Here is a 23,737-nt window from a genome sequence, read left to right as displayed (position 1 = left end):
ATTGATAATTCGTTCCCTCTCTCCATTTACGGAGAGAGGTTATTAAGAGCTTAAATTACTTTATTGCTCTTTTTTGATACTCTATTGCGGCTTTAATAAAACCAGCAAAAAGAGGATGACCATCACGAGGAGTTGAAGTAAACTCAGGGTGGAACTGAGCAGCAACAAACCAAGGATGATTTGGTACTTCAATAATCTCAACTAATTTATGATCTGCTGATAAGCCTGTTACTTTTAACCCCGCTTTTTCAATTTGAGGAAGTAAGTTATTATTCACCTCATAACGATGGCGATGACGTTCAAAAATAGTTTCAGTACCATAAAGCTCACGAGCTAAACTTCCTTCCACTAAATGACACGCTTGTTCACCTAAACGCATTGTTCCGCCTAAGTCAGAATTATCCGTACGTTTCTCTACGCTGCCATCTGCATCTTGCCATTCAGTAATTAAACCTATCACTGGCTGTGGACAGTCCTTATCAAATTCACTTGAACTTGCTTGCGTTAAGCCTGCCACATTACGAGCATATTCAATTAATGCAACCTGCATCCCTAAACAAATACCTAAGTAAGGAATTTTATTTTCACGGGCATATTGTGCGGTTAGAATTTTGCCTTCAATACCACGATAACCAAAGCCTCCAGGAACTAAAATCGCATCTAAATCAGTTAAAACGCCTGTACCTTTACTTTCAACATCTTGTGAGTCAATATATTTAATATTAACGGTTAAATGATTTTTCAAACCACCGTGTTTTAACGCTTCATTCACAGATTTATAGGCATCAGGTAATTCAACATATTTTCCTACCATACCAATGGTGACTTCCCCTGTTGGGTTTGATTGTTGGTAAAGTACTTGCTCCCATTCAGATAAATCCGCTTCAGGACAGTTAAATTTAAAACGATCACACACAAATTGATCTAAACCTTGTGATTTTAACAATGCAGGAATTTGATAGATAGAATTGACATCTTTTAATGAAATAACCGCTTTTTCAGGCACATTACAAAACAGTGCAATTTTTGATTTTTCGTTTGATGGAATGGCTCTATCTGAACGACAAATCAGTACATCTGGTTGGATACCAATAGAAAGCATCTCTTTTACTGAGTGTTGTGTTGGTTTAGTTTTTATTTCACCTGCTGTTGGAATATAAGGCACTAAAGTTAAGTGCATAAATAAGGTATTTTCACGCCCAACATCCACAGCAAGCTGACGTAATGCTTCTAAGAATGGAAGAGACTCAATATCTCCTACCGTTCCCCCCACTTCAACAATGACGACATCATAACCTTTTCCACCGGCAACAACACGTGCCTTAATTTCATTGGTGATATGTGGAATAACCTGAATCGTTGCTCCTAAGTAATCACCACGACGCTCTTTGCGTAGCACATCAGAATAAATACGCCCACTGGTAAAATTATTGGCTTGAGTCATTTTATTACGAATAAAACGTTCATAATGCCCTAAGTCTAAATCTGTTTCTGCTCCATCTTTGGTAACAAAAACTTCACCGTGTTGAGTAGGACTCATCGTACCTGGGTCAACGTTTATATAAGGGTCTAATTTCATAATGGTGACATTTAAACCACGGGCTTCAAGAATAGATGCAAGAGAGGCCGCTGCAATCCCTTTACCTAAAGAAGATACAACACCGCCCGTTACAAAAATATAATTTGTTGTCATTTTATTTGCCTTGTTTATTTGCTTTGTTATTGTTGGAATGTTTCAGTTTCAGAATGGTCATAAAGTGTATTACTATAAACCATTAGGACGGGATCACAGTTTACAGTAAAAATGTTTTTTTAGCTAGCAAAATAAGCGGTAAGATCATCACAAAAATTTGCAAACTTTTCCTAAATCTTCATTTAAAAGTATTGTAATTGCTAAGTAATATTTTTTTATATAAAATAGCCGTTATTTAATTTTATCTGTGACATTGGTATGTTTTCAAAGTTAATAGCCTATTTAAATCGTCGTATTTTTTATATTTGGTTATTGCTATTCTCTTTTCTTTCTACTATTATTTCACCTGAAAATAGCTTACATTATGCTATTCTAAGCACATTTATTTTTTATTACTTAATTTACGCTTTTAATGAACGTCTTTTTACTGGGATTATTATATTTTTAACTGTAACTTTATCGCTGTATTATCCTATTTCACTTCACTATGGTTCATTAAACTCTGGTATAGTTGCGGCCTTTTTGGAAACCAATTTATCAGAATCATTAGATTTTATAAAAAAAATTGACATTACTGACTTATCCATTCCGTTACTTTTTATATTTTCAAGTATCATACTGATTAGATTGAAAAAATACAATCAAAGATCTCCTTATAATCAACGGAAAAAAATGCTTTATATTGCTCTCTCATTTGTTTTTATTTTTTCAGTCGTTTTTATACCAACTAAATATTATTTAATGCAGTCTAACAATTTCGATGATGAAAATAAACAAATTTGGCGGTTATCGACTACACCAATCAATATTATTTCTTTTTATGCCAATATTTATGAAAGTGTCAATAATTACTATACAGAAAAACACGAATTAGAAACCATTGCAAATAAGCCAAATCCGTGGAAAATTTTATCTGTCTCTCCAAAATACAAAAATTATGTATTGATTATTGGTGAGAGTGCAAGAAAAGATTATTTTTCAACTTATGGTTTTAAATTACCCACTTCACCTTTTTTAGATAAAACAAAAGGCTATATAAATGCAGGTTATATTTCTACAGCACCTGCTACTTATCATTCATTATTAAAATCCCTTTATTTTAAAAAAGGAAAAAAAACGGATCACTCGTATAATATCATTACATTGGCTAAAGCTGCTCACATTGAAACAAATTGGCTTTCAAATCAAGGAAGTATTGGTAAATACGACACGGTGGCAAGTAGAGTTGGAGTCAGTGCAGATTTTTTCCATTTTACTAAAAAAGGAGGGTTTAATACTGATGATGTCGATGATTTCAAACTGTTAGATCAATTTAAGCGTCGATTAATTGAGAATAAAAGTAATAAAAAAGCAAGATTATTTGTGTTGCATATGATGGGCTCTCACAATAGTTTTTGTTCTAGATTAACCAAAGATGAAAAGAAATTACACTTTATAAATAAAAAAATGTCATGTTATGCCAACACTATTTTAAAAACAGACAAATTTATTAATGATGTGGTTACACTATTAAAAGAAACAAACCAAGAGAGTTATTCCCTTATCTATTTTTCTGATCATGGTCTAAACCATATAAATAAAGATGAGAAAGAAGAACTAGACTTAGATTATGATTCTAAATTTAAATCAAATTATAACGTTCCTTTTTTTAAAATATCTAGTGATGATACAAAAAGAACGCTGGTAAATACCAAAAGAAGTGCCTTTAACTTTATTTATGGATTTAGTGAATGGCTGGGTATAACATCAAGTGATTTAAAGAAAGACTATCATTTCTTTTCAACTAAAAATGATGAAAATATTAAAGTATTTAATTTTGAAAAAAATGTGGAATACGAAAAATTGGAAATAGATGATATTCCAAATTTTAATACACAGAAATAATATTATTTTATTAATACTTCAATACATTGTTTAACTTCCAAAGGACACTGTGTCACTTTGACTTTATTAAACAACGTATTGGCCTCTTCATACTCTTTTAAAAGAAACTTTAACCACTGCTTGATACGAGACGTATGATAAAAACCAGAATCAAATTGGTTTTCCATATGTAAGTATTGCTGCATTAGTACTAATACCTCTTGCCAGCTTAATTTGGGTTCATCATATTTAATCACTTTACTTAAATTGGGGATATTCAATGCGCCTCTTCCTATCATTAATCGATTACAAGCGGTCACTTCGCAACATTTTTTTGCAGATTTATAATCCCAAATTTCACCATTTGCAATCACTGGAATATTTAGTTTTTGCTGGATATGACGAATAGCTAGCCAATTAATTTTTTCTGCTTTGTAGCCATCTTTTTTGGTTCGTCCGTGAATGGTGATTTCATTGGCTCCGCCCTGCTCTACTGCATCAGCAATTTCAAAAGAGTGCAAAGCAGAATCCCATCCTAAACGAATTTTTACCGATACTACTTGCTCTTTCGGCACAGCCTCTCTAATTGCTTTAGTTGCTTGATAAATAAGCTCTGGATCTTTTAATAATGAGGCTCCTCCCATATTGCCATTCACTGTTTTTGATGGGCAACCACAGTTAAGATCAATACCTTGCGAACCCAGTTCAATAGCTCTTTGCGCATTTTCTGCTAACCATTGTGGATGCTGACCTAAAAGCTGTACTCTGACGGGGGTGCCAGACTGTGTCTGACCATTATTACGTAATTCAGGACAAAGTCGGTAAAAAGATTTTGGAGGTAAACGGCTATCTACAACACGTACAAACTCTGAGATACAGAGAGCATATTCATTGATTGATGTCAGTAATTGACGAACAAGAGGATCTAGCACCCCTTGCATTGGTGCTAGAATTATTTGCAAATTTTTCACTCAATCATACCGCTTATTCAAAGAAATTTTCTTGTTTTTTCTTATCTGGTCGAGCGAACAAATACAAAATTAATGCCGTAATTGCTCCTAAAGTATCTGCGAGCATATCTTTTTGGGCATCCCAAATATCTCCTTGAGAGCCTAAAAATTCTACGCCAGCATTACCGCCCTCAATAACAGCATATTGCCATTCAATAATTTCATAAGCAGCCGCAAGTGACATAATGGAGAAAAGCCCTAAGAAAAGTGCTGTACCTAAAGTACATTTGCCTCTACGTAATACAAACTCAGCAATAGGAAAACTATAAAAACCAATAATATAGTGTGCAACCCGATCAAAATGGTTTCTTCCTTCTCCCAAAAATGGTTCTAAGTATGGGTTTATCCAACCAAAAGGTACACTAGCAAAAGTGTATTTTGCACCAATAAAATGCAAAATCATCCAAAAAGACATTAACGTATAAGCTAAACCACTAAACTTAAAGAAAGGATAAGTGATAATTAACAATCCAAAGACGACGAAAATTGGTATAGACTCAGCATACCAAACAGCCCTATCTACAGGATCAAAACCTGACCATACAGCAATACAGCTGATCACAATGAACAGAAAAAATGGTATTGAATGAGAATTTTGTTGCATTATTTCCACCCCTTTGATTTACAAATAAGATCATACGCAGCTTGAATTTGTTGTGCTTTTTCTTTGGCAACTTCCATCATCTCAGGAGGCAGTCCTTTTGCGACTAATTTATCTGGATGATGCTCATTCATTAACTTACGATATGCTCTTTTCACCGTTGTTTGATCTGCATCTTCCGCTACCCCTAATACAACATAGGCATCTTTTAAACTTGGTTGAGCGGTTTGATGATAGCCACCATAGCGATTTGATTGCTGGTAAGAGCCTTGATAATGTCCTTCAAAGCCTCCTGAACGAAAACGTTGAGCAGCAGCGACCATTGCAAGCATTTGTTGAAATTGCAATTGAGATACGCCTAACATTTCAGCAATGGTGTATAAAATCTCTTCTTCATTTTTTTCTAGGGTACCATCTTGTAATGCGGCTTGCATTTGCACTTCAATAAAGAAACGCAATAAATCACCACGCTTTCCACACCCTTCACGAAATTCTTGTAACACTTGACGTAAAGGAAAATCGCTTTCTTTTCCTCGACTAAATGCTTTTTTTGCTAATTCTTTATTATTTTCATCAAGTTGCAAACGTTGCATTAACTGTTTTGCCAGCTGAATATCATCCTGTGTGACTCGTCCTTTGGCTTTTGCCATATGCCCTAAAACAGCAAAAGTTGTCTGCATAAATAAAGATTGACGAGAAATTTTTCCTTGAAAAAAACTAGAGCTAATTTTTTGGGTCTCATAGAATTTTTTCATTAAGAAATGGGCTACAATACAACCTAAAATGCCGCCAAAAAATCCACCAAAAAACTTATAACCTAGAACAAAGCCTAAAAATTTTCCCCAAAATTGCATTCCAAATTTCCTAAATAAGATAAAAACTCCCTATATTCTAACGTAAATTAATCAAAAAGGGGAAGTTTAAGCAATCTTTATCTTTCTTTAGCAATTAACTGTTGAAAAATAGGGGCGTTTCTTGAGATAATTAGGTTATATTTTTTTGGGCGATTTGTGGGTACAAAATATTTTTTAAGTGATATCTAAAACACTCCATTAATTTTGTAAAAAATATTATGAATCTGACCGCTTGTATTCACATCAAGCGGTCAGTTTTTTACGACAATTTACAAATCGAATTTATATTAATTTTACATAATAATAGGCAGAACATGGCTGAAAAACGTAATATCTTTTTAATTGGTCCTATGGGTGCAGGGAAAAGTACCATTGGACGCCAACTTGCACAACTATTAGGAATGAACTTTATTGACTCTGATACAGAAATTGAGCAACGAGCAGGTGCAAGTATTGATTGGATCTTCGACTTAGAGGGGGAAGCAGGTTTTCGTAAAAGAGAAGAGAAAATCATTAACGAATTGACAAAAGAGCAAGGTGTTGTTATTTCAACGGGTGGTGGCTCTGTTCTTTCTAAAGAGAATCGTAATATGTTATCTGCTCGTGGTATTGTTATCTACCTTGAAACCACAGTAGATAAACAATTTGAAAGAACGCAACGAGATAAGAAACGTCCTCTACTACAAACGGAAGATCCAAGAGCGGCTCTAGAAGCATTAGCAAAACAACGCAATCCTCTTTATGAAGAAATTGCCGATATTACACTGCAAACAGATCAGCAAAGTGCTAAAGTAACGGCTTCTCATATTATTGATTTAATAGATAATTTATAGGCAAAAAAATGCAAGGTATATCTAAGGTAAAGGTACAATTGAATAAACGCAGCTACCTGATTTCAATTGGTGCTAATTTATTAGAAAAAGCGGAAAACTACTCGCCATTAAAGGCAAAAGATAAGGTAATGATCGTATCCAATCCTACTATTGCTAAAGAGTACCTTTGCACAGTTGAAAGTACGTTAAGAGAATTAGGCTGTCAAGTTGATGTGGTGTTACTTCCAGATGGTGAAGAATTTAAAACATTAGAATCACTGAATCTGATTTTTACGGCAATGTTGGAAAAAAATCATAATCGTGATTCAGTGATGATTGCTTTAGGGGGTGGGGTAATTGGTGACATTACGGGTTACGCAGCCGCCTCTTATCAACGAGGTATTCGTTTTATACAAATTCCAACAACATTACTGTCTCAAGTTGACTCTTCCGTTGGTGGTAAAACAGGCGTCAATCACGCTTTAGGTAAGAATATGATTGGTGCATTTCATCAACCAATTAGTGTGATTATTGATACCAATACGTTAGCTACTTTGCCCAAAAGGGAGTTCTGCTCAGGGCTAGCTGAAGTAATTAAGTATGGTGCAATCTTTGATCTCACGTTTTTTGAATGGTTAGAAAATCATATTGATGATTTATTAGCTCTTGAACAATCTGCGCTTAACTATTGTATTCAACGCTGTTGTCAATTAAAAGCGGATGTTGTCGCTCGTGATGAAAAAGAGCAGGGTGATCGTGCCTTATTGAATTTCGGTCATACTTATGGACACGCAATAGAAACGCATCTAGGGTATGGAAAATGGTTACACGGAGAAGCCATTGCCCTTGGGATGTTAGAAGCTACTGTTTTATCAAAAATATTAGGTGATTTAACACAACGAGATATCGTGCGTCTTGAAAAATTATTAATGCGAGCCGTTCTTCCTACAACTTCACCAGATGGTATGCAACCACAAGATTATTTGCCTTATATGTGGCGAGATAAAAAAGTGTTAACAGGAAAATTGCGTTTAATTTTGTTGAAATCACTAGGTCAAGCTTATATCTATTCAGAGGCAACTGAAAGTCAGATAATTGAATCTATTCAACTCTGTACTCAAACCGATACTTTGAAGAATAATATCAATGAATGTTGAGAAAAGACGTCCTTTTTTAAAATGGGCAGGAGGAAAATATCGCCTCGTTCCTGAAATTCGTAAACATTTACCTGAAGGAAAATGTTTGGTTGAACCTTTTGTAGGGGCTGGTGCTGTTTTTCTTAATACTGATTATGATCGCTATATACTGGCTGATATCAACCCTGACTTAATTAATTTGTTTAATACAGTCAAAAATGATGTAGAGCATTATATTACTGAAGTAGAAAATATTTTCTCTCATAAAAATGCTAATTCCAAAAGTTTTTACTATGATGTGCGCACCGAATTTAATGACTCATCTGATACTTTTCGTCGCTCCGTATTATTTCTTTACCTAAATCGTTTTGGATTTAATGGCTTATGTCGTTATAACAAAAAGCATAAATATAATGTACCTTTTGGACACTATACTCGCCACTACTTTCCTGAAAAAGAACTCTATTTCTTTGCTCAAAAAGCACAAAAAGCAGAGTTTCTTTGTGCAGACTTCAAACACACTTTTGATTATTTGCAACAGCGTAAAGACGATTATATTATTTATTGCGATCCCCCTTATGCTCCTTTAATACAAGATTCAAACTTCACTCACTATTCAGGGGGAGGCTTTGATCTAGAACAGCAACAAAAGTTAGCTAAATCAGCCATACAACTTTCTCGTAAAAATATACCTGTATTAATTTCTAATCACGACACCCCCTTTACTCGTGAAATTTATAGTGATGCAGAATTGTTTACCTTTCCTGTACAACGCTTTATTGGACAAAATCCAAAATCGAGAGTCAAAGTAAATGAGTTGTTTGCACTGTTTAATTTGTAAATTTTTTTATATAATCGACCGCTTATAGCGGAGGAAATTATGCTATCTGTACTAAAAAATAATCAATCCAATATTTATACCTTTCTTACTGGGTTGTTCTTTATTCTTATCTTACACTTTAAAGTAAGTTATACTGCGATTCCTATTATTTTAAGTCTTTCTGGACTGTATTTTATTATCGTTAGTATTAAAAATAAAACATTTAAAATCCAACCTGAAAATAAACTGCTGGTTATCACTTTTATAAGCTATTTCTTGCTATTTGTGCTCTCGTTTATTTTGCATAATGGAAAGACTAATGAACTGGATTTACCAAGCAGAGCATTATTTGTACTTCCTCTATTCGCACTCTTTACACATATAAAAATAAAACCTCTGTGGATAATATATGCAATCATTATTGCTTGTTTTATAGCGGGTATTGTTGCTGGTATTCAGCGATTTTATCTTCATATTCCTTATCCATTTCCACAACATCTAAAAATTCAAGCTGGAGATATTGCAATAACGCTCGCATTATTCTCTCTCTGTATTAGCTTTTATTTTTATCAATTAAAAAACAATATACTCGTTATTATTAGTAGTATTGCTTTTATACTGAGTTTTATGGCTAGTTTGCTAACGCTAACTCGTGGTGCTCTCGTAGGATTTTTCCTCACGATACTAGTAGTAATGTGGTTATACCGTCATCTCTTCTCTAAAAAAATTATTACTCTCTTCATTATTTTTTTAATTATAGTGGGAGGGGCTAGCTATAAAATTGGTGAAAGCCAATGGCGCAGCCTCAATAACAATATCACCAATTGCCTTAAACACAATAAGTGTTCGACCTCTTCTGGAGCTAGATTAGATATGTACAAAAGTGCTATACGTGGTATGGATGAAAAACCGCTCTTTGGCTGGGGGTTAGAAGGTGTTAAGGAAATGCGAAAACAGCATTTTGAGCAGGGTTATATATCTAAATTATCCTCAACCTTTAATCACTCCCATAATCAGTTTTTACACGATGGTTCTGCACGTGGTGTTTTAGGATTACTTGCATTGCTTGCGATCTTCTTTGTCCCTTTTAGCTTATTTTTAAACGGTCTCAAACGAAGCTCCAATAAACTTTCTCAGCTATTTGGAACTATGGGAATAACCCATATTATAGCGACTATGGGTTATTGTTTAACTCAATCCTTTTTATCTCATAATTCGGGGACAATGTTCTACTTTACCTCTGTCATTATTTTGCTCAGTTTACAGAGAATAGCAAGAAAGGAAGATGAACAATGATATTTAAGCTTTACACTATTATTAGCTATTTATTACAGCCTCTTATTTTCCTAGAAATACTTAGACGTAGTATAAAACAACCTGCATATCGAAAAAGGGTAAATGAACGCTATACCATTTATAGTAATGTACCCAAAGTACAACCAAATGGGATACTGATTCACGCTGCATCTGTCGGTGAAGTCATCGCAATTACCCCTTTAGTTAAAAAATTGCAAAAAGTTTACCCTAACCTACCGCTTACTTTTACAACCGTCACACCAACTGGCTCTGAAAGAGTAAAATTTGCTTTTGGAAATAGCGTATCACATTTTTATTTACCTTATGATCTCCCTTGCTTCGTAAAACGATTTTTACACTTTATACAACCTAAAGTCATTATTGTTGTAGAAACTGAACTCTGGCCAAACTTAATAAAACAAGCAAATGCCAAGCAGATCCCTTTTGTTATTGCTAATGCTCGCTTATCTACTCGTTCTAGCAAACGTTATGGCTACCTCAAAAAATATATTCAGCCAATGATAAACGGCATTCAACTTGTAATGGCTCAAGATAAAGTCAGTACAGATCGTTTTGCCAATTTAGGTATCCCATCAGAACGTTTGATAAATACGGGAAATCTTAAATTTGACTTAAATATTGATGAACCTCTCTACCAAAATATTAAACAATTAACCCACACATTGAAACTAGGCGATCGCCCAGTTTGGGTGGCTGGCAGTACTCACGATGGTGAAGATAAAATTATTTTAAGGGCGCACAAAATCTTATTAAAGACATACCCTAATTTAGTTTTAATTCTCGTTCCTCGACATCTGGAACGCTTTGATAGTGTTGCTGAGATCATTAAAAAAACCAATATGAGTTTTATACGCCGTTCAGAGTACCAACCTTTAGATCAAAATACCTCTATTTTACTGGGTGATACGATGGGAGAAATGATGTTATTTTATGGTATCGCTGATATTGCTTTTGTCGGAGGTAGTCTAGTGAAACACGGTGGTCACAATCCTCTCGAACCTATTGCATTTAAAATTCCTGTTATTTCAGGCATTTATACTTATAATTTTACCGAAATGTTTGGAAAACTAAAAAATGTGAATGGTTTTATTGAAATTGAAAGTACTGTGGACTCCCTTACCCAAGCGGTCACATCTTTATTAAAAAATGCAAATTACAGTCGTCAAATAGGAGATGCTGGATTTAAAGTCTTAAAAGAAAATCAAGGAGCCCTTGAGCGCCATTTAGATTTACTTAAACCTTATTTAGAGGAAAAAAAATGAATGTCATTTATGCAGGTACATTTGATCCCATTACTAATGGACACCTAGACCAAATAGGGCGAGCAACAAAACTTTTTTCTCACGTGATTGTTGCGGTTGCTAAAAACCCTTCAAAAACGCCCCTTTTTACATTAGAACAGCGAGTTGATTTAGTTCAAAAAAGCACGGTACACCTAGAGAATGTTTCTGTGATTGGCTTTAGTGGATTACTTGTCAACTTGGCAAAAGAGCATCAAGTGACAGCATTAATTCGAGGTATTCGTAATAGCGGTGATGTAGACTATGAAATACAATTGGCTCAACTTAATGAAAAACTTTCCCCCAATCTTGAAACCATTTTTCTTCCTCCATCTGCAAAATGGCAATATTTATCTTCTACTATGGTAAGAGAAATTTATTATCATAATGGTGACATTCAGCAATTTGTTCCTGCCGCAGTTAATCAAGCAGTTCAAAATTTAAGATAAAAAATAACCCACTGATTTGGTTTATACCAATTGCTCAAGTGGGTTGTTTTATAAACAATTAAATTACTTATAATTTCTTTTTACCAATTACTTGACTTAAAATAATCAATATTAATGAAAGTATAATCATTAAGGTTGCAAGGGCATTAACTTCTGGAGTCACTCCTGTTTTCACTAAAGAAAAAATCTTCAGTGGTAACACTTCATAACTTACTCCTGTTACAAAGGAAGAAATTACCACATCATCAAGTGAAATTGTAAAGCTCAGTAGCCAACCTGATACGACTGCAGGTAAAATTAATGGAAAAATAATTTTATGCAAAATCGTAAACTCACTTGCCCCCAAATCTCTCGCTGCATCTAACATTTTCACATCAAAATCGCTTAATCGAGAAGACACCGTCACAACAACATAGGGTAAACAAAATGTAATATGAGCAAATAACAGTGACCAAAAGCCCAGTGCCATTCCTAAAAACATAAAGAAAGCAAGAAATGAAACCGCCATTACAATATCAGGAGACATCATTACAATAAACAACATTCCACCTACAAACTGCTTTCCCCTAAAACGATAACGATAAAGAGCAATTGCCGTCAAGCCACCGATAATAGTCGCAATAGTTGCTGCACAAAATGCAATAGTCACAGAATGAAGGGCGGATTGCATTAGGGTATCATTATTAAATAAACGCTCGTACCATTTCCAATCAAATCCTTTCCAACGCATTCCATAACGATCAGCATTAAAAGAATTAACCACTAAAATAATAATGGGAATATATAAAAAAGCATAAACACTCAGACTAAAAAGGCTTTTTAATACACGTTTCATCAGCTTAACTCCACCTTTTTATTTAATAATTTATTAGCTCGGTAATAAATATATAACATCACTGCCATTAATACCGTTAAAGCAACACTAATTGCTGAGCCAAAAGGCCAGTTACGTGTAACTAAAAATTCACTTTTAATCACATTACCCACTAGTAATACTTTTGCGCCACCCAATAAATCTGCCACATAGAACATTCCCATTGCAGGTAATAAAACCAATAAACAACCTGCTACAATGCCAGGCATTGTTAATGGTAAGATAACTCGTAAAAAGCGCTGAAAACCATTTGCTCCTAAATCTTTTGCTGCCTCTAATAAACGATTATCTAATTTTTCAATAGACGAATATAGCGGTAAAATCATAAAAGGTAATAAGATATAAACCAAACCAATAATCACGGCAACTTCGGTATTTAATATACGTATTGGACTATCAATCAATCCCATTGCAAGCAATGATTTATTTAATACCCCTTTTACACCTAAGAAAATTTTCATCCCATAAATACGCACTAATGAGTTCGTCCAAAATGGAAGAATCACTAAAAAAAGTAAAAATGGTCGATATTTTATTGAAAATTTTGCAATTAAAAATGCAAAAGGGTAACCAATTAATAAACATAATAGGGTTGCAACTCCAGATAAATATAAAGAGTTCCACAATACTTTTGAATAAAGTGGATCAATTAAACGTTTATAGCTATCTAATGAAAAGGTCAATTCCACAAAATTACTGCTATCTTTCGTCATTACACTGGTAACAAAAACCAATAAATTTGGCATTAGTACAAAAAAAACTAACCACACAAAAATAACGGCAATGGTTACTTTTTGAAATTTATTACTGGTTAATTTCATGGTTAAGTACAACCTCCCAACCTTCGTACCACGTTAATGCTACTTTTTGACCAATTGAATGATCAATATTTGGATCATCCTCATTAAAAAATTCACTGACCAATACTTTCATTCCATTACGATCAAGCATTACGTTTGTTTCTAGAGTCATACCTTTATAGGTACGATTGGTTACGTGTCCGATAACAGCCTTAGCACTTTCATTTTCATCAAGTTCTTCAATCACAATATCTTCAGGACGCAGTAACACATTTAATTTTTGCCCTTCAACCACTGGAAGATCTGTATGAATATCACAAATTCTTCCCTCTACATTCGCTTTTACTGTTTTTTCATCAGTACGCTCGATAGCGACTGCTTCAAATACATTAATTTCGCCGATAAAACGAGCAATAAATAAGTTTTTAGGCTCTTCATAAATTTCACGAGGCGAACCATCTTGTTCAATATTGCCTTCATTCATTACAATAATACGATCCGACATTGTTAATGCCTCTTCTTGATCGTGGGTAACAAAAATAAAAGTAATACCAAGCTGACGTTGTAACTCTTTTAATTCATATTGCATCTCTTTACGCAATTTATAATCTAACGCAGAAAGAGATTCATCAAGTAATAACACTTTAGGTTTATTGACTACAGCACGCGCAATGGCAATACGTTGTTGCTGTCCACCTGACAGTTCACTTGGTTTACGGTTCGCCATTTGATCTAAACGCACCATTTTCAATGCATCCATTACTCGAGGTTTAATTTCTGCATTGGATACTTTTTGCATTTTTAAGCCAAAAGCCACATTCTCAAAAATAGTCATATGAGGGAAAAGTGCATAACTTTGGAACACAGTATTTACGTGTCTATGTTCTGCGGGAATATTGGTAATATCTTTACCATCCAGTTTAATCGTCCCACCATTTGGCTCTTCTAATCCAGCGATTAAACGTAATACCGTTGTTTTACCACAGCCTGAAGGGCCTAAAATAGTTAAAAACTCACCATTGTTAATGATAAGATCGAAATTTTCAATAATTGTTTTATCGTCATAACGCTTGGTTAATGAACGTAGTTCAATGATGGGTTGTTGATTTTGCTTTTCCATCTACTGTTGTTTCCCTCCTAAATATTGAGAATAAGTTTAAATAATCATTTAAAATAAAAAGTACAATTTATACTCTTATTTTTGTATAAAATAAAAGCGGTTAATAATATAGTTAAAGCGGTAAGATGGAAAGAAAAATTTGCAAATTTTCCATAAAAAATTGTGACATAATAAATAATTTAAATTATGTCACAATTTTTGATTTTGAAATAAGATATTAAGCTTCTTTCGCCATTTCAAACTCAATTAACATCATTAAAATATGGATGACTTTAATATGTATTTCTTGAGTACGGTCTGCATAACGAAAGTGGGGAACTCGAATTTCTACATCTGCAATGCCTGCCATTTTTCCGCCATCTTTACCTGTCATTGCAATGGTTTTCATTCCTTTTGCTTTAGCGGCTTGCATTGCATTAATGATATTTTGTGAATTTCCAGAAGTAGAAAGTCCAAATAATACATCACCTTTTTGCCCTACACCCTCAACATAACGAGAGAACACATATTCATAACCAAAGTCATTACTTACACAACTTAAATGGCTGACATCAGAAATAGCAATTGCAGGATAACTTGGACGATTTTCACGATAACGCCCTGTTAACTCCTCTGCGAAATGCATTGCATCACAATGGGAACCGCCATTACCACAAGATAGCACCTTGCCACCTTGCTTAAAACTCTCTGAAATTAACAATGCAGCCTCTTGAATTAACTGAATATTTTTTTCATCCGTCATAAATTTATTCAAGACATCAGCGGCTTCTTGTAATTCACTTAAAATTTGTTGTTGATACATTGATTGCTCCTTAGCTATTACCTAGTCCTTTTTGGGCACTTTTATTTTCAATAAATTCAATTTTATAACCATCTGGATCTTCTACAAACGCAATAACTGTATTACCACCCAATACTGGACCTGCTTCACGAGTCACTTTTCCACCTGCCTTTTTAATGGCTTCGCAGGTTGCATAAATATCATCGACACCTAAAGCAATATGCCCATAAGCAGTACCTAAATCATAATGTTCAGTCCCCCAGTTATAGGTTAACTCAATTACTGCGCCTTTATCTTCATCTTCATAACCCACAAAAGCAAGGGTATATTTGTATTCTTTATTTTCACTCATTCTAAGTAAACGCATTCCTAAAATTTCTGTATAAAATTTAAGTGAACGCTCTAAATTTCCAACTCGTAACATTGTATGTAAAACTCGCATTTTTATCCCCTTTAAAAAATACTCTCTTTTCGAAATACCTGTATTATCACATAAATTTTTTTTGTTACAACCCTTTCTAAAAAGTAAATAGATTATAGAAAAAGAGAACGGTATTATGGCATAATACATTTTTAAAAATTATCCCAACTTTTATTTATTATGCATGATCATGACGCCACCCCTAAACTAGAAACTGCTATTCACGCATCTTTGCCTTTAGTATTGATGTTATTTATAGAGATGATGCTGAATTTTTATGCGGCACCAGCCCATTCAATTTTTATTTCCCCTTATCTGATCGCCTTTTTAACGCTAGGACTAATTAGTTTCATCGTCTTATGGAAAGGTGATATATGTAAGGGACAACGTGGGCGTTTCAGCTTTATTCTTAATTTACTCATCATTTTTGCTCTGGGTAATTTTTTATATTCTACTTTTTTTACGCCTAAACATACCCCTGCAATTATTGCAGGCTTAGCCGCTCTCTTTTTATCTATTGTATATTGGCGTTTACCCAATGATGAAAGTTTATATAAAACAACCGTTTATTGTGCATTTGGTATTATAGCGGTAGGATTTATTCAATATTTTGCAATTTATTGGTTTGAGCTTCCTTCTCTTTTCAACTGGTTAAGAGGCAATAATTTTGCACAAATTTTATTAGGAGTATTACTTGCAGGTTGGTATCTCGTCCTTGCAAAAACACGTCTTGAAGCCTTTTTAAAACTGTTAGTTAAAGTAGCACTGCTTGTATTAGTCTGTAACTATATTTGGACTGTTTTTGTTCTTTCTTTATTGCCTCAAGAGGCCATCAACTATTTTACGATTAGCGGTTATTTTCTTGCTCAATTTGGTATTTTAGCCATGCTGGCTTGGTTATTACTAGGACAAAATATCAAAAATATGACTGCGTGGACAATTGCCACATTTTTAGGAGTTTTATATCCTCTTATAAATGCGGTTTAACCAAATAAAATAACCCTAAAGTAATCTCTTACCTTAGGGTTATCTATTCTTTCTTTTACTTTATGGTATTGTGTGTAATTTTTAACTTTCTAACTTTTCAACCATTAACACAATACCTTGCACATCCGTCACTTGTACACTGTCTCCAATGGCTAAATTTTGCCCTTCAACTTTCCAAGTCGTATCTGCAAATTTAGCACGAATTGCACCATTATCTAAAATGTCAACAACTCGCCCTTGTTTACCCAACATTGCGTGATCACGACGATTTAAAGAAGAGGCTGCATCTTGTTCCAGATCTTTTTTCTGTTGATAACGCCACCAAAAAAAGCTAAAGATAATCGCTAAAACAGCAAAAATAGTAAATTGCCACGAAATAGAAATGGTAACAACAGAGACAATACCCGCCACAATCATTGCAGCAAAGCCCCACCACATAAAAAATACACCTGATAGAAAGACTTCTAAAATAAGTAATACAAAACCAGCAATTAGCCAACTATTCCACGCTGTAAGCCATTCCATATTTTTCTCCTTGATTTTAAGCGGTAAGATATAACAAAAAATTTGCAAAAATAACTACTCGTAGAGACAAGATATGTTTTGCCTCTACGAAAATAGTTTCCAATTTTTATTTTTTATCGCCTTTCAGCAATTCAGCAACGCCCGAGATTGATCCCATTAGATTTGCAGCTTCTAATGGCATAAGCACAACTTTACTATTATCTGCTCCACCAATTTCTTTCAGTGCTTCAGTATATTTTTGAGCAATAAAATAGTTAATCGCTTGCATATTACCTGCTGAAATGGCATCAGATACCATTTGTGTTGCTCTTGCTTCTGCTTCAGCTTGACGTTCACGTGCTTCTGCTCGTAAGAAGGCTTCTTGACGCTCCCCTTCAGCTTGGAGAATACGAGATTGTTTATCCCCTTCAGAACGTAAGATTTCAGCTTGACGCACCCCTTCCGCTTCCAAGATTTCTGCACGTTTATTACGTTCAGCTTTCATTTGAGCATTCATCGCCGCAATTAGTTCCTGTGGAGGACTCACATCACGAATTTCAATACGAGTGACTTTTACACCCCAAGGGTTGGTTGCTTCATCGACAATACCGAGTAAACGACCATTAATTAAATCACGTTGCGATAACATATCATCAAGATCCATTGAACCTAGTACGGTACGCATATTGGTCATTGTTAAATTAATAATCGCTTGATCTAAATTATTCACTTCATAAGCAGCACTACGAGCATCCACAACCTGCACAAAGCAAACTGCATCAATAGACACACTCGCATTATCTTTAGAAATCACTTCTTGTGATGGAATATCAAGTACCTGTTCCATCATATTGATCTTACGACCTACTCGCTCAACAAAAGGTACAACGATACTTAGACCTGGTTTTAGTGTACGTGTATAACGACCGAAGCGCTCCACCGTCCAGTTATAACCTTGTGGTACGATTTTTAGGGTAGAATACAATACCACTAAAACAAAAATCACAAAGATCACTGACAAAATAGGGAAAGCAGAAATTTCAAAACCAAACATAAATTTTCTCCTATAAAAAGGTTGATTTTCATTATATATTACTCCTTTTAGTATTTATTTCTATAAAATTTTATTTTAAAGTATAATTTCTATCTTAAAATTATAAAAAGAAGCAAATGGAACAATAAATGAAATCAGCGATATTAACGCTTAACATAACGGCATTACATAATAATATTCAACGTATCAAAAGCTTAGCACCAAACAGCAAGCTTTGTTCTGTTATCAAAGCAAATGGCTATGGTCAAACTATCCCTCATTTAATTAATACCCTAAAAAATAAGGTCGATGCCTTTGCTGTGGCTCGTATTTCTGAAGCAATGACTATTCGTCAGCTAGATTATCAAGGCACCGTTTTATTATTAGAAGGTTTTTTTGATGAAATAGAATTACAACAGGTCTTTGAGAAAAAATTAGATACTATTATTCATAATTTTGAACAACTTGAAATGATTGAAAATTTGCAAAAAGTTGATCAGATCGTACCGCTTGATGCTATTAATGTGTGGATAAAAATTGATACAGGAATGCACCGTTTAGGTTTTCAACCTAAAAATGTAGATGACGCCTTTCAGCGTTTAGAAAAGTGTAAACTTGTTGATAAAATTCGTTTTATTTCTCATTTTAGCTGTGCTGATGAACCTGAAAACAATTATTCTGAGAAACAAATTCACTGTTTTGAAAAAGCCACCGCAGGTTATAGCAATGAACGCAGTATGGCAGCATCTGGTGGCATTTTGTATTGGCCACAATCCCATTATAACTGGGTTAGAGCAGGGATTATTCAGCACGGTATTTCACCTCATTACACCCCTATCAAAGCACTGGGTTTTCAACCTACAATGACCCTCTCCTCGACGCTTATTGCTGTAAGAGATCATAATGCAGGTGAGCCAGTAGGTTATGGCAATTATTGGGTCAGTGAAAAAGACACTAAACTGGGCGTAGTCGCCATTGGCTATGGCGATGGTTATCCTCGTAATGCACCTTATGGTACACCTGTTTGGATCAATGGTCGTAAAGTACCCATTGTAGGACGTGTTTCTATGGATATGCTAACGGTTGATTTAGGTATCGATAGCACCGATAAAATGGGAGATAAAGTTATTTTGTGGGGTGAGGAATTACCCATCGAAGAAGTCGCACAAACCATTGGGGTTATCAGTTATGAACTGGTGACCCAAATTACACCACGTGTTGAAATTGAGTATAAAGAGTAATGAGTGTCGACAATTGGCAACGAGGTTTTGTATTACACCGTAGAGAATACAGTGAAAGTAGTTTACTGGTGGATCTGTTCACTGAACATAGCGGGCGAATCACATTACTTGCCAAAGGCGCTAGACGAGTCCGCTCTCCATTAAAATCCGTCTTACAACCTTTCACACCATTATTACTGCGTTGGACAGGCAAAGGAGAGCTTAAAACCCTTACCAAAGCAGAACCCGCTTCACTGGGTTTACCAATGCAAACAATGGCACTGTATAGCGGATTTTATGTTAATGAAATTTTAGTAAAAACATTAGAAAATCATACCGCTTACCCTGAATTATTTCAGTATTATTTGGAGTGTATTACTCAACTTGCTATTCAACCTCAACACATTGAACCCACTTTACGCACCTTTGAATTTCACTTGTTAAAAGCATTAGGCTACGAAATCAGTTTTAGCCACTGCGCTGCAACAGGTAAGCCTATTGAAGAAACAATGACTTATCAATATAAAGCAGAAAAAGGGTTTATTGCTTCAGTTTTACAAAATAATCAAAGTTACTTAGGCAAAGATTTACTGGCTTTTCACCAATTAGATTTTAGTGAAAAATCCACCCAACAAGCGGCTAAACGCTTTACTCGCTATGCGTTAAAACCTTTTTTAGGGTCAACGCCTCTAAAAAGTAGAGAACTATTTCAGCAAGTGATTGGAAAAGTAAAATATTAAATCTGCTACATTCGAACACACAAATAAGCGGTAAGATGATTATAACTTTTTGCATATTTTTACTACACTAGATAAATAAAAAATCCCTATTTAACTAATGCTAAATAAGGATTTATTTACTTTAAATTACAATAGATTAATTAAAATTCGTATTGTAGATTAAATTTGAAGTTACGCTCTGGAGAGTGGAAGCGTTCAATACCTTGATCAGGATAATTACAACCAAGAGATTTTACATTCCCACGCTGACATATACGATTACTTGTTCCAATTGAACGGATAGAACGAGCATTTTCCCAAGTCATATAATCTTTATTAAATAAATTATAAATACCAGCCTGAAGTGTTAAATGTTTAATTGGTTTATAAAAACCAACCATATCAAATACATCAAAAGAACGACTTAAATATTTAGCATAACTATCATTTGCTTGCTCTTCTTTATGGAATTGATTATAAGTATCACTTGCTTTCTTCGAAGAAGCGTGTGTCCAATAAAAATCTAAACCATATTTTCCTTCTGGTGCAATATAACCTAAACTAAATACCTGTTTATGTGGTTGAATAGCATTGATTGGCACATAACTTTGCTCATTTTTACGATACATTTTACCTTTTTGATAGCTATACTTATATCCAACATTAAAACCTGTTAATTTTTCTGAAAATTGAGATAAAAAGAGTTTAGTATTTATTGCAAAACCTTTCACTTTTGCTTTCTCTTGGTTAATATTTTGATAAACAAGATAAGGAAGTCCAGCTCTTGAGCCTGTATCTGTTGTAAATGTTTCTGTTCCTAAAAAATTTAAATCAATAAAGTTACGATAATCTGTTCTAAAACCACTAAATGTAATAAAGCTATTATCTTGATGTAATGTAAATGCAAGCTCTTTAGTTTTTGCAGTTTCAGGCTTTAAATCATTGTTTGGTTTAATCGTAAAATCAGGATGTTTGAATGTAAAATACATCTCATCTGAAGTTGGAGCTCTAAAACCATTTGAATATTTAGCTTGAATACGTAAATAATCTGTTGGATCAATAGTCGCACCAAATGAGTAGCTATGATGATCCATTTTACGCTTCTGTTCTGTTAAATATTTACGATTTAAAGCAGGATTTTCTTTGGCTAATTTTTCGTACTTATCTCGTGCCTTTGTATAATCTCCCCAAGTTGGATAATCTCTCCAATTAGGTTTAGATGGTAGCGGAATAAATACACCTTTTACCATTTCGTCAGGAATAGCTGGCGTTTCTCCTTCAATATATTCTGGCTTATAGCTAATACGATCATAACGATAGCCTAAATCAAAGGCTAACCAGTCATTTACTTGCATATTGTTAGCAAAATATAATGATTCTGTTTTGGTTTTCACTGGTAATAAGAAGCTAAATAGTTTTCCCTCTTTTGGACAAATTAATGTATTAGTCACATCTTTACATTCTTTCTTTTTACCTGTCCAAAAATCTAATCCTGGGAATCTTTCAGCCCACCACATTATAGGTGTGTTTGGAACAACCCGAAAATATTCTGTATTAACCATTGATTTCTTCGTATCTGTATAACTTACTCCATATTTAAGATCATTGTCTATATCATAAATAGTGAATAACTTTGTTAAATCAAGACGAATATCTTTCGTTTTAGTAATTAAATCTCGCTTACGATAAAATCCTTCAGAAAAGCCTGATGTTGCTGGATAATCAATAAAGTCCCACGAGTTAGTTGATGCCCATTTTTTACCATCATCATCAACATAAATTTTGTCTAATTTTGCTTTTGAGTAAGTAGCATCACCATCACCCCAGCCTAATTTAAATACATCTATCTCTTTTGAGCAATCAATGTAAGAACAATCGAACCAAGTCTCATTAGCTCTTTTGGGAGAATAAGTATGGAATTTTTTACCTTTACTGTCTGTTAATACAGTCAAATTATTTTCTCGACTTGTTTTAACTCTACCACCATATTGATCAACAACAGTTCCTGCACCATTTTTTTCTAATTTTAATCCTGCTGGATTAGCGTACTGCTGACATTTTTCACCGCCCTCACACCATTCATCTGTTTGAGCAGTCTGTGTGATCTCTTGTTGAGAAAAAGTAAATTTTAAACTATCCCAAAAAGGTGTTTCACTATAATTTTCATAGCTAAATGCAATATTTTTACGCTTACTTTTATCATTAGTGTGTCGAGAAGCTGTTTCTGGTTTATCTGGTTCACTTTTTAATGGTGCTAAAGTATAAGACCAATCTGTTCCCCTTGATGTCTGTAAAGAATTATCAAGCATCACAGTAAAACGATTATTTTCATTTGGATTATAGCCTAATTTCACTAATGTACTGGCTTTTTCAATAGTATACGGATCGGCTTTTTGACGTGAGCGACCTTGAGCATTATCATCATATTTATCATACCCAAAATTCTCAAAGTTTGTCCCATCACGATCAGTTCTCACTAATAACGCATCAAAATATTTATAACGTCCTGCAAGAGTGTGTGAGAACATATCTTCATTATTAGCAGAAGCATAGCCTGCTTTAAATTTATAGTAAAAATCTTTACCAATTAAAAAATCACGTGCATCTTTGGTTTTAAAAATAACCGAACCACCTAACGCTCCACTACCTACTTTGGTTGAGTCCGAACCTTTGGCTAAATTTACTTCTTTGATTGTTTCTACTTCGATACCATTACGAGTATTATTAAAATTTCCATAACCTTCAAAAAGCTCTTTAAAGCCTTGTGAAGAAAGTGTTTGAGCTTGTTGTAAACCATCAATGGTAATATTTACACGGTTTTCTTCTACACCACGAACAGCATAGCCACTTGAACCCATACGTCCTTTTTCAACCACAGAAATACCTGTTTCATATTTGACTAAATCACGTGTATTTGAAATTTGTTGTTTTTCTAAAGTTTTGGAGGTTTTGATTGTTTCACCTACTTTTTTATTTTGAATACTTTCAGGTGAATCAATAACATTGATAGTACCTAACGTAGTTTCTTCTGCAAATGAGTTGCTAATAGATAAGGACAGTAAAGAATAACAAAAGAGTTTAGCTACTCCTCCACCGCTTAATTCTTGAACACTTTTCCCTTGTAACATAAACATAACCTCCTATAAAAAAGAAAAAATATAATATGAAAAATACAATAATAAAAACATAAACGAAAACAGTTCGCATTTGCTTATTATAATTTAATTTAGCATAATAAACTACCCAACTGGGTTAATTTTTCTTAAGATTTTGGTTGATTTTCAACCCATTAGACAAGGCAATCGGAAACTTTTAGCCATTGATTTTTATAAATTAATAGTAATTATGTAATACAAGTATTGATTTGTACTCATTATATTAAGAGAAGCTTATGCTTCGACAGGCTCAGCAACCGCTATTTTTTTGCTCCCTGAGCTTGTCGA

General features: G+C 34.2%; 22 protein-coding genes. 10 read left to right on the top strand and 12 right to left on the bottom strand.

Going from position 1 to position 23,737, the window contains the following annotated elements:
- Positions 1-55 precede the first annotated feature (55 nt).
- On the bottom strand, positions 56-1,693 hold the full coding sequence (pyrG, locus tag A6B44_RS02730) for a CTP synthase (RefSeq protein WP_090921799.1): 1,638 nt from the start codon (positions 1,691-1,693) through the stop codon (positions 56-58).
- Between the two features lie 258 nt (positions 1,694-1,951).
- On the opposite strand from pyrG, the gene A6B44_RS02725 reads away from it, so the two are divergent.
- Positions 1,952-3,577 carry a phosphoethanolamine transferase family protein gene (locus A6B44_RS02725; RefSeq protein WP_090921797.1) on the top strand — a complete coding sequence of 542 codons (1,626 nt, stop codon included), beginning with the start codon at positions 1,952-1,954 and terminating at the stop codon, positions 3,575-3,577.
- Positions 3,578-3,579: 2 nt separating this feature from the next.
- On the opposite strand, the gene dusC is transcribed toward A6B44_RS02725, so the two are convergent.
- Genes dusC through djlA form a run of 3 tightly spaced genes read right to left on the bottom strand, consistent with a single transcriptional unit; the run spans position 3,580 to position 6,021 of the window.
- A complete protein-coding gene (gene dusC, locus A6B44_RS02720; protein ID WP_246253140.1) occupies positions 3,580-4,497 on the bottom strand; it encodes a tRNA dihydrouridine(16) synthase DusC in 918 nt (305 codons plus the stop codon).
- A 43-nt stretch (positions 4,498-4,540) separates the two neighbouring features.
- Positions 4,541-5,170 carry a DUF2238 domain-containing protein gene (locus tag A6B44_RS02715; RefSeq protein WP_090921793.1) on the bottom strand — a complete coding sequence of 210 codons (630 nt, stop codon included), beginning with the start codon at positions 5,168-5,170 and terminating at the stop codon, positions 4,541-4,543.
- Positions 5,170-6,021 carry a co-chaperone DjlA gene (gene djlA / locus A6B44_RS02710; protein WP_090921791.1) on the bottom strand — a complete coding sequence of 284 codons (852 nt, stop codon included), beginning with the start codon at positions 6,019-6,021 and terminating at the stop codon, positions 5,170-5,172. Before djlA ends, A6B44_RS02715 begins: the two co-directional genes overlap by 1 nt.
- A gap of 314 nt (positions 6,022-6,335) precedes the next feature.
- Between djlA and aroK the strand changes: the two genes are divergently transcribed.
- From aroK to coaD, 6 genes are read left to right on the top strand one after another with little or no spacing between them, the layout of a single operon-like run.
- Entirely contained in the window at positions 6,336-6,854 is a 519-nt protein-coding gene (gene aroK / locus A6B44_RS02705) for a shikimate kinase AroK (RefSeq protein WP_090921789.1), read from the top strand.
- 8 nt (positions 6,855-6,862) lie between these two features.
- Positions 6,863-7,990, top strand: coding sequence for a 3-dehydroquinate synthase (gene aroB, locus A6B44_RS02700; RefSeq protein WP_420801018.1), 1,128 nt, complete (start codon positions 6,863-6,865; stop codon positions 7,988-7,990).
- Entirely contained in the window at positions 7,980-8,810 is an 831-nt protein-coding gene (locus A6B44_RS02695; protein WP_090921787.1) for a Dam family site-specific DNA-(adenine-N6)-methyltransferase, read from the top strand. Before aroB ends, A6B44_RS02695 begins: the two co-directional genes overlap by 11 nt.
- A 39-nt stretch (positions 8,811-8,849) precedes the next feature.
- Positions 8,850-10,085 carry an O-antigen ligase family protein gene (locus A6B44_RS02690; RefSeq protein ID WP_090921785.1) on the top strand — a complete coding sequence of 412 codons (1,236 nt, stop codon included), beginning with the start codon at positions 8,850-8,852 and terminating at the stop codon, positions 10,083-10,085.
- Complete coding sequence (waaA, locus tag A6B44_RS02685) at positions 10,082-11,368, top strand: lipid IV(A) 3-deoxy-D-manno-octulosonic acid transferase (RefSeq protein WP_090921783.1); 1,287 nt, start codon at positions 10,082-10,084, stop codon at positions 11,366-11,368. Before A6B44_RS02690 ends, waaA begins: the two co-directional genes overlap by 4 nt.
- Positions 11,365-11,835: a pantetheine-phosphate adenylyltransferase gene (gene coaD, locus A6B44_RS02680; RefSeq protein ID WP_090921782.1), complete on the top strand. Its 471-nt coding sequence runs from the start codon at positions 11,365-11,367 to the stop codon at positions 11,833-11,835. The genes waaA and coaD overlap by 4 nt, the downstream gene beginning before the upstream one ends.
- 67 nt (positions 11,836-11,902) lie before the next feature.
- Here coaD and potC read toward each other — a convergent pair whose 3' ends face one another.
- The 5 genes from potC to gloA all read right to left on the bottom strand — a co-directional run bounded on the left by potC (position 11,903) and on the right by gloA (position 15,852).
- Positions 11,903-12,670 carry a spermidine/putrescine ABC transporter permease PotC gene (potC, locus tag A6B44_RS02675; RefSeq protein WP_090921781.1) on the bottom strand — a complete coding sequence of 256 codons (768 nt, stop codon included), beginning with the start codon at positions 12,668-12,670 and terminating at the stop codon, positions 11,903-11,905.
- A complete protein-coding gene (gene potB, locus A6B44_RS02670; RefSeq protein ID WP_090921780.1) occupies positions 12,670-13,530 on the bottom strand; it encodes a spermidine/putrescine ABC transporter permease PotB in 861 nt (286 codons plus the stop codon). Before potB ends, potC begins: the two co-directional genes overlap by 1 nt.
- The gene (potA, locus tag A6B44_RS02665; RefSeq protein ID WP_090921778.1) at positions 13,514-14,629 is read right to left on the bottom strand and encodes a spermidine/putrescine ABC transporter ATP-binding protein PotA; all 1,116 of its coding nucleotides are present in this window, start codon (positions 14,627-14,629) and stop codon (positions 13,514-13,516) included. The genes potB and potA overlap by 17 nt, the downstream gene beginning before the upstream one ends.
- A gap of 217 nt (positions 14,630-14,846) precedes the next feature.
- A complete protein-coding gene (gene lpcA / locus A6B44_RS02660; RefSeq protein ID WP_090921776.1) occupies positions 14,847-15,431 on the bottom strand; it encodes a D-sedoheptulose 7-phosphate isomerase in 585 nt (194 codons plus the stop codon).
- Positions 15,432-15,441: 10 nt separating this feature from the next.
- Complete coding sequence (gloA, locus tag A6B44_RS02655) at positions 15,442-15,852, bottom strand: lactoylglutathione lyase (RefSeq protein ID WP_090921774.1); 411 nt, start codon at positions 15,850-15,852, stop codon at positions 15,442-15,444.
- Positions 15,853-16,008: 156 nt separating this feature from the next.
- Here gloA and A6B44_RS02650 point away from each other — a divergent pair, with 156 nt between their 5' ends.
- Positions 16,009-16,818, top strand: a complete 810-nt coding sequence (locus A6B44_RS02650) for an HI_1241 family integral membrane domain (RefSeq protein WP_090921772.1) — start codon at positions 16,009-16,011, stop codon at positions 16,816-16,818.
- An 81-nt stretch (positions 16,819-16,899) separates the two neighbouring features.
- On the opposite strand, the gene A6B44_RS02645 is transcribed toward A6B44_RS02650, so the two are convergent.
- Both A6B44_RS02645 and A6B44_RS02640 read right to left on the bottom strand, forming a co-directional pair.
- Positions 16,900-17,343 carry an NfeD family protein gene (locus A6B44_RS02645; RefSeq protein WP_090921770.1) on the bottom strand — a complete coding sequence of 148 codons (444 nt, stop codon included), beginning with the start codon at positions 17,341-17,343 and terminating at the stop codon, positions 16,900-16,902.
- A 106-nt stretch (positions 17,344-17,449) separates the two neighbouring features.
- Positions 17,450-18,376, bottom strand: a complete 927-nt coding sequence (locus A6B44_RS02640) for an SPFH domain-containing protein (RefSeq protein WP_090921768.1) — start codon at positions 18,374-18,376, stop codon at positions 17,450-17,452.
- A gap of 128 nt (positions 18,377-18,504) precedes the next feature.
- On the opposite strand from A6B44_RS02640, the gene alr reads away from it, so the two are divergent.
- Both alr and recO read left to right on the top strand, forming a co-directional pair.
- Positions 18,505-19,596 carry an alanine racemase gene (alr, locus tag A6B44_RS02635; RefSeq protein ID WP_090921766.1) on the top strand — a complete coding sequence of 364 codons (1,092 nt, stop codon included), beginning with the start codon at positions 18,505-18,507 and terminating at the stop codon, positions 19,594-19,596.
- Positions 19,596-20,315, top strand: coding sequence for a DNA repair protein RecO (gene recO, locus A6B44_RS02630; protein ID WP_090921764.1), 720 nt, complete (start codon positions 19,596-19,598; stop codon positions 20,313-20,315). The genes alr and recO overlap by 1 nt, the downstream gene beginning before the upstream one ends.
- A gap of 140 nt (positions 20,316-20,455) precedes the next feature.
- Here recO and A6B44_RS02625 read toward each other — a convergent pair whose 3' ends face one another.
- Positions 20,456-23,422: a TonB-dependent hemoglobin/transferrin/lactoferrin family receptor gene (locus A6B44_RS02625; protein WP_090921762.1), complete on the bottom strand. Its 2,967-nt coding sequence runs from the start codon at positions 23,420-23,422 to the stop codon at positions 20,456-20,458.
- Positions 23,423-23,737 lie beyond the last annotated feature (315 nt).

This window comes from Pasteurella skyensis (assembly GCF_013377295.1).
GTDB classification, from domain to species: domain Bacteria; phylum Pseudomonadota; class Gammaproteobacteria; order Enterobacterales; family Pasteurellaceae; genus Phocoenobacter; species Phocoenobacter skyensis.
Note: the sequence above shows the minus strand (reverse complement) of the source record. Positions and strands in the feature narration are given on the sequence as shown.